10 protein-coding genes are annotated in these 12,415 nt (G+C 65.5%); 4 read left to right on the top strand and 6 right to left on the bottom strand.

The genetic code is table 11. The features are described from left to right. The first annotated feature begins 139 nt into the window (after positions 1-139). Together RHOSA_RS25075 and RHOSA_RS0108965 are read left to right on the top strand one after the other, a co-directional pair. Complete coding sequence (locus RHOSA_RS25075) at positions 140-313, top strand: hypothetical protein (RefSeq protein WP_156092628.1); 174 nt, start codon at positions 140-142, stop codon at positions 311-313. Positions 314-380: 67 nt separating this feature from the next. Continuing rightward, positions 381-1,559: a GNAT family N-acetyltransferase gene (locus RHOSA_RS0108965; protein ID WP_027288405.1), complete on the top strand. Its 1,179-nt coding sequence runs from the start codon at positions 381-383 to the stop codon at positions 1,557-1,559. 114 nt (positions 1,560-1,673) lie between these two features. Here RHOSA_RS0108965 and clpA read toward each other — a convergent pair whose 3' ends face one another. Both clpA and clpS read right to left on the bottom strand, forming a co-directional pair. Continuing rightward, entirely contained in the window at positions 1,674-4,061 is a 2,388-nt protein-coding gene (gene clpA, locus RHOSA_RS21485; RefSeq protein WP_081728599.1) for an ATP-dependent Clp protease ATP-binding subunit ClpA, read from the bottom strand. A gap of 7 nt (positions 4,062-4,068) precedes the next feature. Beyond that, the gene (clpS, locus tag RHOSA_RS0108955; RefSeq protein WP_027288404.1) at positions 4,069-4,404 is read right to left on the bottom strand and encodes an ATP-dependent Clp protease adapter ClpS; all 336 of its coding nucleotides are present in this window, start codon (positions 4,402-4,404) and stop codon (positions 4,069-4,071) included. A 382-nt stretch (positions 4,405-4,786) separates the two neighbouring features. Here clpS and RHOSA_RS0108950 point away from each other — a divergent pair, with 382 nt between their 5' ends. Continuing rightward, complete coding sequence (locus tag RHOSA_RS0108950) at positions 4,787-7,450, top strand: AMP-binding protein (RefSeq protein WP_051431979.1); 2,664 nt, start codon at positions 4,787-4,789, stop codon at positions 7,448-7,450. A 22-nt stretch (positions 7,451-7,472) separates the two neighbouring features. On the opposite strand, the gene RHOSA_RS0108945 is transcribed toward RHOSA_RS0108950, so the two are convergent. From RHOSA_RS0108945 to RHOSA_RS0108935, 3 genes are all read right to left on the bottom strand, one after another. Continuing rightward, a complete protein-coding gene (locus RHOSA_RS0108945) occupies positions 7,473-8,042 on the bottom strand; it encodes a nicotinamidase (protein ID WP_027288402.1) in 570 nt (189 codons plus the stop codon). Between the two features lie 97 nt (positions 8,043-8,139). Next, positions 8,140-9,375, bottom strand: a complete 1,236-nt coding sequence (locus RHOSA_RS0108940; protein WP_200372059.1) for an ABC transporter substrate-binding protein — start codon at positions 9,373-9,375, stop codon at positions 8,140-8,142. Positions 9,376-9,612: 237 nt separating this feature from the next. Then, positions 9,613-10,500, bottom strand: coding sequence for a 2-hydroxy-3-oxopropionate reductase (locus RHOSA_RS0108935; protein WP_027288400.1), 888 nt, complete (start codon positions 10,498-10,500; stop codon positions 9,613-9,615). 217 nt (positions 10,501-10,717) lie between these two features. Here RHOSA_RS0108935 and RHOSA_RS0108930 point away from each other — a divergent pair, with 217 nt between their 5' ends. Further along, on the top strand, positions 10,718-10,897 hold the full coding sequence (locus RHOSA_RS0108930) for a hypothetical protein (protein ID WP_027288399.1): 180 nt from the start codon (positions 10,718-10,720) through the stop codon (positions 10,895-10,897). Positions 10,898-10,953: 56 nt separating this feature from the next. Here the strand turns inward: RHOSA_RS0108930 and RHOSA_RS0108925 are convergent, their stop codons facing one another. Next, positions 10,954-12,309 carry an amidase gene (locus RHOSA_RS0108925; RefSeq protein WP_081728598.1) on the bottom strand — a complete coding sequence of 452 codons (1,356 nt, stop codon included), beginning with the start codon at positions 12,307-12,309 and terminating at the stop codon, positions 10,954-10,956. Between the last annotated feature and the right edge of the window lie 106 nt (positions 12,310-12,415).

The following is a 12,415-nucleotide window of genomic DNA, read 5'->3' as shown; positions in this document are numbered from 1 at the left end:
ATTGAGCACCTGCTGCAGGTTCACGCTCCCGTCTTGAACCTGCAGCGGCTTAACGTGCTTTTAAGCCGTGACCTGCCACATTTAGCTGGTGAGCTTAGTGCAAACGCAGTTACTTGTGGACGAAGCTGGGGAAAGCCCTGTGGACAATCAGCAGAAAAGTAGCCTGAACCGGGCGTTTAGTCCCTATCTGCGCAAGCCGATCCGCAGTCTGGACGAGGTCCGGCACGACGATCGCAGAAGCGACGCCGAGAGGAACGAGCAGGCGCATGAGCGACTGGACAACAACGCCTTCCGGACCAGCGACAACTATTGATCCGGGTTATCGGCCGGTATCGTGACAGGCGCTTGCCCGACCGGCCGTACGGCACCATTTTGGGGCCATGCCCGACGGCGCCGACGCAATCCACATCGAAGTCATCTCGGAAATCGCCCAAGTCGACGCGGCCGACTGGAACGCGTGCGCCGGCGACGATGATCCTTTTATCTCCCACGCCTTCCTGGACGCGCTGGAACAAAGCGGCTCAGCGGTGGGCGAGCGCGGCTGGCTGCCGCAGCATCTAGTCGCGCGCAACAGCGACGGCCGGGTGCTCGGCGCAACACCGCTGTATCTGAAAAGCCATTCCTACGGCGAATACGTGTTCGACTGGGGCTGGGCGGATGCCTACGAACGCGCCGGGCGACAATACTACCCCAAGCTGCAGTGCGCGGTACCGTTCACGCCGGTCACTGGGCCCCGGCTCTTGATCAACCAGGAATTACCGGCGGCATCTCGCAACGAGGTCGCGCATACGCTGATCGCCGGGCTGACAGAGGTGGCCCGTCGACACGACGTATCCTCCCTCCACGTCACCTTCCCCACCGAGGACGAACGCGAGCACCTCGCCGAAGCGGATTTCCTACCGCGGATCGGTCTGCAGTACCATCTTCACAATCCGGGGTATCAAAGCTTCGACGATTTCCTTGCGGCCCTGCAGAGCCGCAAGCGCAAGCAGATCAAACGCGAGCGCCGCGAAGTCGCGGATGCCGGCTTGAAGCTGCGCCGCCTCACCGGCAGCGACATCGAGCCCCGGCATTGGGATGCCTTTTATGCCTTTTACCTGCGCACCGCCGACAAGCGCTGGGGCTTCCCCTACCTAACAGAGGAATTCTTCCACGAAATCGGCCGACGCATGCCGGAGCGCATCCTGCTCGTGATGGCGGAAGAGGCCGATGGCACGCCGGTCGCCGGCGCCCTCAACCTGATCGGGCGGCACGCGCTGTATGGACGCAACTGGGGCGCAATCGAGGACTACGACTTTCTGCACTTCGAGGCCTGCTACTACCAAGCGATCGAATTCGCGATTGAACGCGGTCTCTCCCGCGTGGAGGCCGGGGCACAGGGCGAACACAAGATCCAGCGCGGCTATCTGCCTGTCGCGACCCACTCGGCTCACTGGATCACCGACCCGGCCCTGGAACAGGCGGTCGACGACTTCCTAAAACGCGAACGCCGCGCTGTCGAAGCTCAGATCGTGGGCTTACGCGAACAGCATAGCCCCTACAAACACGCGGACAGCTAAAGCTGGGGCCACGTTAGCCAGGCCACAACGACATCAAAGGCGAAAACGCCCCCGCCGGCTTTTGCCGACGGGGGCGCTTTTCGAAGCATGCGGGGGTCGTAGGCCCGCAGTGGACTATTCCACCAACTCGGGCTTGTTTTCTTCCTGCGCACCGCCGCCGCCGGAGCCGGAATTGTCGTCCGTGCCCTTGGTGCGGCGACCACCGCCGCCCCCGCTATTGCCATTGTTGCCGCGGCCGGAGCCGGGTTCGAAGAACTCGAAAGTCGGCTTGTTGGTCTCCGGATCGATCGACACCCGGACAACCCCGCCCTTGGCGAGCTTGCCGAACAACAGCTCCTCGGCGAGCGGCTTCTTGATGTGATCCTGAATCACGCGGCCCAGCGGACGCGCGCCGTAGAGCATGTCGTAACCGTTGTCCGCGAGCCACTGGCGGGATTCGTCGGTCAGCTCGATGGTCACGTTGCGGTCGGCGAGCTGCGCCTCCAGCTCCATGACGAACTTGTCGACGACCCGCGTGATGATCTCCTGATCCAAGTTGCGGAACGGGATCACCGCGTCGAGGCGGTTGCGGAACTCCGGCGTGAACAGGCGGTTGATCGCCTCCTCGCTGTCGCCGCCGCGCGCCTCGTTGACGAAGCCCATGGCCGGCTTGGCCATCTCGGCCGCGCCCGCGTTCGTGGTCATGATCAGGATGACGTTCCGGAAGTCGACCGTCTTGCCGTTGTGGTCGGTCATCTTGCCGTAGTCCATGACCTGCAGCAGAACGTTGAACAGGTCCGGATGGGCCTTTTCGATCTCGTCCAGCAGCAGGACGCAGTGCGGGTGCTGATCGATCGCGTCGGTCAGCAGGCCGCCCTGGTCGAAGCCGACGTACCCCGGAGGCGCGCCGATCAGGCGGCTGACGGAGTGCCGCTCCATGTACTCCGACATGTCGAAGCGGGTCAGTTGGATGCCGAGCGAGCGCGACAGCTGCTTGGCCACCTCGGTCTTGCCGACGCCGGTCGGACCGGAGAAGAGATAGTTGCCGATCGGCTTCTCCGGCTCGCGCAGGCCGGCGCGGGACAGCTTGATCGCGCTCGACAGCGCCTCGATCGCCTGATCCTGACCGAAAACCATGGTCTTGAGATCGCGTTCCAGGTTTTGCAGCGCGGCTTTGTCGTCCTTGGACACCGACTTCGGCGGAATCCGGGCGATCTTGGCGACGATGCCCTCGACATCTTTCACGCCGACGGTCTTGCGGCGCTTGGAGTCCGGCAACAGCATCTGCGCTGCGCCGACCTCGTCGATCACGTCGATCGCCTTGTCCGGCAGCTTGCGGTCGGAGATGTACTTCGCCGACAGCTCGACCGCCGAACGGATCGCCTCGTTGGTGAACTTGACGCGGTGGTGCTTCTCGTAGTGCGGCTTCAGCCCCCGCAGAATCTTCACCGCGTCCTCGACCGTCGGCTCGGTGACGTCGATCTTCTGGAAGCGCCGGACCAGCGCCCGATCCTTCTCGAAGTGGTTGCGGTATTCCTTGTAGGTGGTTGAGCCGATGCACCGCAGAGTGCCGCTTTGCAACGCGGGCTTGAGCAAGTTGGAAGCGTCCATCGCCCCGCCGCTGGTCGCGCCCGCGCCGATCACCGTGTGAATCTCGTCGATGAACAGGATCGCGTGATCCTGCTGTTCCAACTCCTGCAGAACCGCCTTGACGCGTTCCTCAAAGTCGCCGCGATAGCGCGTGCCGGCCAGCAGCGCGCCCATGTCGAGCGAGAAGATCTGCGCGTCGGACAGCACGTGCGGCACGTCGCCGGTGACGATCCGCCGCGCCAGCCCCTCGGCCAGCGCGGTCTTGCCGACGCCGGGATCACCGACGTAGAGCGGGTTGTTCTTGGTCCGGCGGCAGAGCACCTGGATCGTGCGTTCGACCTCGTGGTCGCGGCCGATCAGCGGGTCGATCTTGCCGTCTTCGGCCTTCTGGTTGAGGTCGATGCAGTAGGCGTCCAGCGCCTCGTGCCCCTTACGAACGACCTTCTCGCCCTGCTGCTCCTCGTCCGCACCGTCCACGTTCCGTGCCTCGCTGCGACCGGCCACCTTCGCGATGCCGTGGGAAATGTAGTTGACCGCGTCCAGCCGGGTCATTTCCTGCTCCTGCAGGAAGTACACGGCATGGCTTTCGCGCTCGGAGAACATGGCGACCAGGACGTTCGCGCCGGTCACCTCTTCACGCCCACTCGACTGGACGTGGATGGCCGCGCGCTGCAGTACGCGCTGGAACCCGGCGGTGGGCTTCGCATCGCCGACCTGGGTCGTGATCAGGTTGGACAGTTCGTTGTCCAGATAGTCATTCAGCTCGTTGCGCAAGCGGTCGAGATCGACGCCGCACGCGCGCAGCACCGCCACCGCGTCCGGATCCTCGATCAGCGCCAGAGCCAGATGCTCGAGCGTGGCGTACTCATGCCGGCGCTCGTTGGCGTAGGCCAGGGCGCGATGGAGCGTTTGTTCGAGGTTTGCCGAGAGCATCCGCGGCCTATTCCTTCTCTAGCGTACATTGCAGAGGGTGCTGGTGCTTACGGGCGTAGTCTATCACCTGGGTTACTTTCGTCTCAGCCACTTCGTAGCTGTAGACACCACAGACTCCCACGCCTCGATGGTGCACATGCAGCATTATCTCGGTCGCTTCCTCACGACTCTTGCTGAAGAAACTTTCCAGGACGTGAACGACAAATTCCATCGGAGTGTAATCATCGTTCAGCATCAAGACCTTGTACATGGACGGCTTTTTCGTCTTCGCCCGGGTCTTGACGACCACGTTCGTCGACGTGCCACCGCCTGGCGTCTGGTCTTGATCCTTGCGTTCGCTCATGGCCGTGCGTTCGACCTGCCCGTTGCGTCCGCGTGCCAGCCGGGCCTCTCGGGCTGCCAGCCGGCTCCTGTGTGGTTCTCTGATGATATTGCCTGTCGCGCCTGCTTGGGAAGCCCCGCAGCGGGACCCACCAGTTGTTGGGAATGATTGTGCCCGCCAGATTGTCGCAGTGACCACAGCGGGCGGCCCGCGCACCGAACGTGCGCCCTTATCTGAATCTAAGACGCCGAAGGGGGCAGTTCCAGCCCCGGTTCGTCGGCTGCCCCTATGAACGCCGATATGGGCCCCCAAGTTCGGGGGAGCGGATGAACCGCTTCTGATACGCGTCACATTGCCCCAGGACGCGGCACAGGACACGCAGAGCGAGAAAGGGCGCACACGCATGTTCGACACCAACGCTCCCACCACCGGGGATGGGGAAACCCTGCTCGACCTGCTGGGCGACCTGGGCCGTGGCGACACCCGGACGGCCGTGCGCGCGTTCACCGCCGACGGTGCGGAAAGCCTGAGTTATCGGGAGCTCGACGAAAGCGCACGGCAACTGGCCGGCGGCCTGCAAGCGCGCGGGCTCCAAGTCGGCGACTTCGTCGCGATCTATGCGCCGAATTCGCCGCGCTGGGTCCAGGCGCGTCTCGGCGTGCTGATGGCCGGCGGCGTTGCCGTGTCGCTCGACAGCGACCTGGGCCGGGAGGCCCTTGCCCTGCAACTCGCGGACAGCGATCCCAAGGTGGTCGTCACCGTCCGGGCCCACCTGGACGACCTCGACGCCGCCGGTGTGCTGGACGGCCGCGACCTCTGGCTGCTCGACGCCGAACCTGGGGAAGACGCGCGAAGTTGGCGCAACTTGCTGGGGGCGCCCATCGACGAACTGCCCAGGGTCGACCCGGACCAGACCGCCTCGCTGTTCTACACCAGTGGGACCACCGGCCCGCCCAAGGGCGTCCCGCTGACTCATCGCAACATCGTCGGCAACCTGCGGGCGATCCAGGCGCTGAACGTCGTGGGACCGGGCGATCGCATCCTGTTGCCCTTGCCCCTGCACCACTCCTACCCCTTCATCGTCGGCCTGATGATGCCGCTGATTACCGGCGCCACGCAGATTCAGCCGGCCGGCGTCAGCGGACCGGAGATTCGTCAGGCCCTGGCGGAAGGCGAAGTCGACATCGTTGTCGGCGTCCCGCGCCTGTACGACACGCTCGCCCAGGGCTTGACCGCCCGGCTGCGCGACGGCGGCGCGGTGGAGAAGGCGATGTACCGTCTGCTGCGTCTGTCGGGGTGGCTCCGCCGGCATTTCGGCGTGCTGCGGGGGCGCACGCTGCTGCGCCCGCTGCACAAGCGTCTGGCGCCCAACCTGCGGCTGATGGCCTCCGGCGGCGCCAAGCTGGAGGCTGAGACGGCACAGACGCTGGAGGCCTTTGGCTGGATGGTGCTATCCGGCTACGGGCTGGTGGAAACCGCCTCGATCACCACCTTCAATCCGCCCGGCGCGGCCAAGCTCGGCACCGCCGGCAAACCGGCGCCCGGCGCGCAGCTGCGCATCGACCACGCCAGCGCCCCCGACGCGCCCGAAGAACAAGGCGAGATCCAGATCACCGGTCCGAACGTCTTCCCCGGTTACCGCAACAACGCCGACGCCAACGCCAAGTCCTTCACGCAGGATGGCTGGTTCAAGTCGGGCGATCTCGGCTATCTGGACGAGGACGGCTACTTGGTGATCGTCGGGCGGGTGAAGGAAATGATCGTCCTGCCCGATGGCAAGAACGTCGCGCCGGACGAGGTCGAGACCGTCTACGCCGAAAGCCCCTACATCCGCGAGATCGCGGTGATGGAGCAGCAAGGCCAGCTGATCGGTCTCGTGGTACCGGACGTGGATACCTTGCGTGGGGCGGGGCACAGCGTCACCGACGTGATCCGCGTTTCGCTGGCCGAACTCGGCCCGCGTCTGCCGGCCTACAAACGGCTGAGCGACTGGGCGCTGGTGCGCGAACCGCTGCCGCGCACCCAACTCGGCAAGTACCAACGCCACAAGCTGGCCGCCGTCCTGGAGCGCGCCGAACGCGGCCACGACCCAGCCGACGCACCCTGGTCGGAGGCGGACCGCGCGTTGCTCGAAACCGCGCGCGGCCGGCAGGTCTGGGACTGGCTGCAGAGCAAGTTCCCGAACAAGACCTTACATCCAGATACCAGCCCGCAGCTCGATCTCGGCATCGATTCGCTGGCCTGGGTCACCTTGGGCCTGGAAATCCAAGAGCGCTTCGGCATCGCCCTGTCGGAGGAGGCGATCGCGCGCACGCTGACCCTGCGCGACCTGCTGCAGGAAGTCGACCGCGCCCCGGCAGCCGAAGGCACCGATCAGGACGCGCATAGTCAAACTCTGGTGGCGGAAGCGCGCCACTGGCTGCGTCCGCGCGGAATCGTGACGATGACCGCAGGCCGCATGCTGCATCAGGTCGCCCGCGGTCTGACCCGCCTGATCCTGGGGCTACGGATCGAAGGGCTGGCGAACGTGCCAACGCAGGGCCCCGTGGTGATCACGCCCAACCACGTCAGCGACCTCGACCCCGTCGTCCTCGGCGGCGCGCTCGACGGCGCGCGGGCGCGTCACGTCGTCTGGGGGGCGATCCGGGAACGGCTGTTCACCAACGCGCCCGGCCGCGTCCTGGCACGGGTCGCCCACATGGTCCCGGTCGACGACCGCGCGCCCGGCGCCAGCCTGGCCGTGGCGACCGAGGTGCTGCGCCAGGGCCATATCCTGGTCTGGTTCCCGGAGGAATGGCGTGCGCCCGATGGCCGTCTGCAGCGTTTCCGGCCCGGCATCGGCCGGTTGCTGCTGGACACGGACGCGCAGGCAGTCCCCTGCTACATTGACGGAACCTTCGAGGCGATGCCCCGCGGCGCCCGCCTGCCCCGTGCCCGCAAGGTCACGGTGCGCTTCGGCGCGCCTGTCTCCGCCATCGATCTCGCCGGCGCGGACGCGACGCCGGAAGCGGTCGCCGATGCCTTACGGACAAAGGTCGCCGGCCTGTCCGAGCGCGACGCCCCTTAGCGCCGCGCCCTCCAGGCAGGCCTTACGTGAAGGCCACGCCGGCTTCGGCGAGTTCGCGTTCGGTCTGTTCGCGACCGTCATCGGTGATGGCGCGGGTGGCCGCACGGATCAACACGGTTTCGAAGCCGAGCTTGACGGCGTCCAAAGCGCTGGCACGCACGCACACGTCTTCGGCCAACCCGCCCAGGATGACCCGGCGCACCCCCTTGCGACTCAACTCGTGCGCAAAGCCGGTCTCGTCGAAGGCACTGTACTGGTCCTGGTCGAAGCGTGTGCCCTTGGACACCACGACCGTCGATTCCGGCAACCGAAGTTCCGGGTGAAAAGCCGCGCCGGCGGTGTCCTGCACGCAATGCGGCGGCCACGGGCCGCCTTCGGACTGGAAGCTGAGATGATCGCCCGGGTGCCAGTCGCGCGAGGCGTAGACACGTGCCCCGGCGCGTTGCGCCGCATCCGCCCACTCGTTCAGGATCGAGATGACCCGGTCGCCTCCCGGCACGGGTAGCGCCCCACCAGGACAGAAGTCATTCTGGACGTCGACGATCAGGAGTGCGTCCGCTGAGCCCAAATCGCGACTTGGATCGATCGTCATGGCACCTGCCCTCCTTGGCTTCGATCGCACACGCTCAAGGGCGCGCCGCCTGCTTCAAAGGTGGTCGGTCTGGTTGGCCACGTCCAGCGACTTACAACTAATCCTCGACCAGCGGGCAGGCGCTTTCCGACAGCGGAGGAAAGGCGAGTTCCGCCGGGATCGTCTCAACGATCTCGTAGAGATCCCAGGGTCCAGTTGACTCCGACGGGCGTTTCACGCGCGCGCGGTACATCTCGTGCACCATCAGCCCATCCGCGCGCACCCGACCACCAGTGGCGAAGAAATCGTCGACCGGCATCTTCTTCATCTGCTCAACCACTGTACGACCGCTGTCGTCGCCCACCGCGGCAACCGCCTGCAGGTAATGCATCAAGGAGGAATAGACGCCGGCCTGCACCATGGTCGGACGCTGACCATCGCGTCGGGCAGCAAACCGTTCGGCGAAGGCACGGCTGGCATCCGTGCGGTCCCAGTAGAACGCGGTGGTAAGCGGCAGGTCCTGCGCGACCTCCAGCCCCATCTTTTTGACGTCGCTCAGAAACAGGAGCAGCGGGACGACCCGTTGCGGCCCGCGTTGGACCCCCAACTCGTGCGCTTTTTCAATCGCCCGGACCGCGTCCTGGCCCGCATTCGCAAGCCCGATCGCGTCCGCCTCGGAGCCCTGTGCCTCCATCAGGAGCGCGGTGAAATCGTCGGTATTGAGCGCGTGCTTGGCGGCTCCACGCACCTCGCCGCCATTGGCCTCGATCACCCGCTGGGCGGCGCGCTGCAGGGTCGTGCCGAAAGCGTCGTTCGCGGTGACGAAGAACCAGCTTGTCAGCCCTTCCTTCAGCATCGCGCGGACCGTGCCGGCGGCGAGCGAATCGGTGTCGTAGGCCCAATGCACGCTGGTCGGCGAACAGGCTTCACCGGTGAGGCTGGAGGCGGCCGCCCCGTTGATCAGGAAGGCCGTGTCGGTGTCTTCGGTCACCTCCTGCACGGCGAGCGCAACATCGGAGGCGGGAACATCGACGATGACGTCGACGCCGTCGACCTCGATCCACTCCCGCGCGATCGAGGCGCCCAGTTCGGGCTTGTTCTGATGGTCGGCCGACAGAATCTCGATCGGCCGGTCCATGACCTCGCCACCGAAATCCTCAACGGCGATACGCGCGGCCTCGACCGACCCCTGCCCGGCCAGCTCGGCATACACCCCGGACTGGTCGTTCAAGATGCCGATCTTAAGCACGTCGCGGGAAATCGCGGCGTCGCTGCGGATCGTCGGTACCGCGACCAATACGGCGAGCAACACCGCTGCCGATAGTGACAGGGCGAGTCGGGCCTTGTGATGCAACGCGCTAGGTCGGCGCCGGAATAGCAAAACCGCGCGTCGGGCAGCGTATCGGAGGACCGGAAGGGTTAGACGTCTGTGTCGCACGCTGGCGGAATCGTTCGAGGACGGCCGGATAAGGATGAGAACAAGGGTCTGCACGGACCGATTGCATCGGAAGCGTACCGGGGCCTGACACGCGCGTCCAACGCAAAACGCGTCGGCCGCCTGCTGACCCCGGCGACTTACCGCCCGAGAGGGCTAGTCTTCGCTTACCTTGTGCTGGGCCATCTGCTCCAGCGCCTTGACCATGCCCGAGTGGTCCCAAGCCTGACCGCCCAGCGCGTTACACGCGTTGAATAGTTCCTGCGCCGTGGCGGTGTTGGGCAGCGAAACGCCGATCTGCTTCGCCGACTGCAGGGCCAGGTTCAGGTCCTTCTGGTGCAGCTCGATCCGGAATCCGGGGTCAAAACTACGGTCGATCATGCGCTGGCCGTGCACATCCAGGATTTTGGACTGCGCCAGCCCGCCCAACAGAGCCTGACGAACCTTGGCCGGATCGGCACCCGCCTTGGACGCGAAGGTGAGCGCTTCGCCCACCGCCTCGATCGTCAGGGCGACGACGATCTGGTTGGCCACCTTGCAGGTCTGGCCATCGCCATTGGCCGTTCCGACCAGCGTCACCGAACTGCCCATGATATCGAACAGCGGCTTGATCGTGTCGAAGGTTTCCTGCGCGCCGCCCACCATGATCGTCAGCTGGGCATTCTTGGCGCCGCCTTCGCCACCGGAAACCGGGGCATCGAGGTAACCCGCACCAGCCTCCTTGACCTTGGCGGCGAACGCCTTGGTCTCGGTCGGCGAGATCGAGGACATGTCGACCACGATCTTGCCGTTACTCAACCCGTCATGCACGCCGCCGTCGGCGAACAGGACCTTCTGCACGTCCGGGGTATCGGGGACCATCAGGATGATCACCTCGGCGGCCTCGGCGACCTCCTTGCCGCTGCCACACTCCGTGATCCGGCCGCTCAGATTGTCCGGTACGGGGCTGCGATGGGTAACCGTGAACAACTCGTGGCCCGCATCAGCCAGATGACCGGCCATCCAGCGGCCCATGATGCCCAATCCGATGAAACCGATTTTCATACCGTTCGCCTCCTTAAGCGATTTTCCGGTTATCCCTCGGCCACGCCCGTCCCAACCGGCGTTGGACGGCCTCTATCGTGCGCGGCACGTGCTTGTCAGTTTGCAGCTTAAATGCTTCAATTCGCCGTGAGTTATGCTGGGGCGCGCGTGATCGTGCGCGGCGTCCTCCGCCCTGCCGGCCGGGAACCGGACCGACAACGATCAAGGGAGTTCCGCCATGTATCGCAACGCAGCTCTGCTCGCGGGCGTGATTTCTGTTCTGGCGGCGGTGTTATTCCTGGGCTGGATGATGGTTTCGGTGAATTCCCTGCCGCTGTGGATCGTCATGGTGGTGACGATGGGCATGCTGGTGTTCGACTTCTATCAGGCAGCCAAAGAGGAGGGCTCGGGCTCGTAAGGTCCGCGCCCCCATCCGAGGCGCCCCGTTTCGCTGCGAGGTCGCTGGGCCGGCCGTCAGTTGCTGACAGACCGCACCAACCAGTTAGCCATCCGAAACAGCCGCGCGTCGTCACCGCGCGCGCCCACCAGCTGGACACCGATCGGCAGCCCGTTGGCGCCGGTCATCAACGGGATCGAGAGCGCCGGCAACCCCAGGTACGTCCAGATCGTGCAGAAGGTGGCGCTGCCCGTGCTGTCCAGACCGTGCGGCGCCGTGCCGGGCGCCGCGGGTGTCAGGAAGACATCGTAATCGTTCAGGATTTCATCCGCGATCGCCGCCAGGGCACCGATCGACTCGGTCGAACGGATATAGTCGACCGCACGGACTTCCCGACCGCGCTCGATCTGAGCGCGCAGACTGTCGGAGAGCTGATCCGCACCGCGCTCATAGTCACGGTGGTAGTTCCGCGCGATCTCCGTCTCCATCACCGTTTTGTGCATGGTATGGATGTGCGCGAAGCTATCCGGCAGGGCGAGCTCTGTAACCGCGTCGCCTAGCGCCTGCGCCAGTTCGCCGAATGCGTTCTGGGTCTCGCTGTCCGCCTGATCCCAAACGGGCGTCTTGACGAAGGCCATCAGTGGGGCGACCGGCGGCAGTTCGCTGGCGGCCTGGTGCAGGTCTGGGGCTGCACACGGGCGCATCGCGCTGTCGCGACTGTCGTACGCCATCATCTGCTGCGCCACCAATCCGGCGTCCTGCAGCGTTGCCGCCAGCACGCCGACATGATCCAGCGCCGGGGACTGACGCAACACGCCGGTGCGCGAGATCGCACCAAAAGTCGGCTTATAGCCCCAAACGCCACAGAAGCTGGCCGGACGGATCACCGAGCCGTTGGTCTGCGTCCCCAACGCCGCGGGCACGTGTCCGGCTGCCACAGCCGCCGCGGAGCCGCTGGACGAGCCGCCCGGCGTGTGCTCGGGATTGTGCGGATTACGGGTCTTGGTGACACCCGGCGCATAGGTCGCCAGCTCGGTCGTCGAGGTCTTGCCCAGAAGGATCGCCCCCTGGCTACGCAAGCGCTCGACGGCATAGGCGTCCGTGCGCGGACGACGTCCCTTGTGCAGCGGCGTGCCGTACTGGGTCGGCATGTCGAAGGTATCGATGATATCCTTCACGCCCAACGGCACCCCGTGCAACGCCCCCATCGGCGCCCCCCGACGACGCGCCTTATCGGCGATCTCGGCCTGCTTGCGGGCGTTGTCGCGCGCCAGATAGTCCCACGCCTGCACCGTCGGCTCGGACTCGTCGATCCGCGCGAGGTAGGCTTCCAACGCTTCGCTCGCGGTGATCTCGCCGTCGCGGATGCGCTGCACGAGGGCGCTCGCACTGTTGGTCTGAGCGGTGCCGCTCGACGTCTCGCCGCTGGTCACGGAAACACGACTCCTCGATCCGTTCGTTTGCTTCGCAGATTTCAAGACGTCAGGACGCCCGAAACCACCGCCAATACGTCCCCCGGGACCGGCCCTGAACCGGCCC

This window comes from Rhodovibrio salinarum DSM 9154, assembly GCF_000515255.1.
Lineage (GTDB): Bacteria > Pseudomonadota > Alphaproteobacteria > Kiloniellales > Rhodovibrionaceae > Rhodovibrio > Rhodovibrio salinarum.
The sequence above is the reverse complement of the archived record's forward strand: the minus strand, read 5'-3'. Positions and strand labels throughout refer to the sequence as shown.

What these genes read in the sequence shown, in the direction of transcription:
- RHOSA_RS0108965 (WP_027288405.1), top strand. Translation starts at nt 381, where the DNA reads ATGCCCGACGGCGCCGACGCAATCCACATCGAAGTCATCTCGGAAATC.
- clpA (WP_081728599.1), bottom strand. Translation starts at nt 4,061, where the DNA reads ATGCTCTCGGCAAACCTCGAACAAACGCTCCATCGCGCCCTGGCCTAC.
- clpS (WP_027288404.1), bottom strand. Translation starts at nt 4,404, where the DNA reads ATGAGCGAACGCAAGGATCAAGACCAGACGCCAGGCGGTGGCACGTCG.
- RHOSA_RS0108950 (WP_051431979.1), top strand. Translation starts at nt 4,787, where the DNA reads ATGTTCGACACCAACGCTCCCACCACCGGGGATGGGGAAACCCTGCTC.
- RHOSA_RS0108945 (WP_027288402.1), bottom strand. Translation starts at nt 8,042, where the DNA reads ATGACGATCGATCCAAGTCGCGATTTGGGCTCAGCGGACGCACTCCTG.
- RHOSA_RS0108935 (WP_027288400.1), bottom strand. Translation starts at nt 10,500, where the DNA reads ATGAAAATCGGTTTCATCGGATTGGGCATCATGGGCCGCTGGATGGCC.
- RHOSA_RS0108930 (WP_027288399.1), top strand. Translation starts at nt 10,718, where the DNA reads ATGTATCGCAACGCAGCTCTGCTCGCGGGCGTGATTTCTGTTCTGGCG.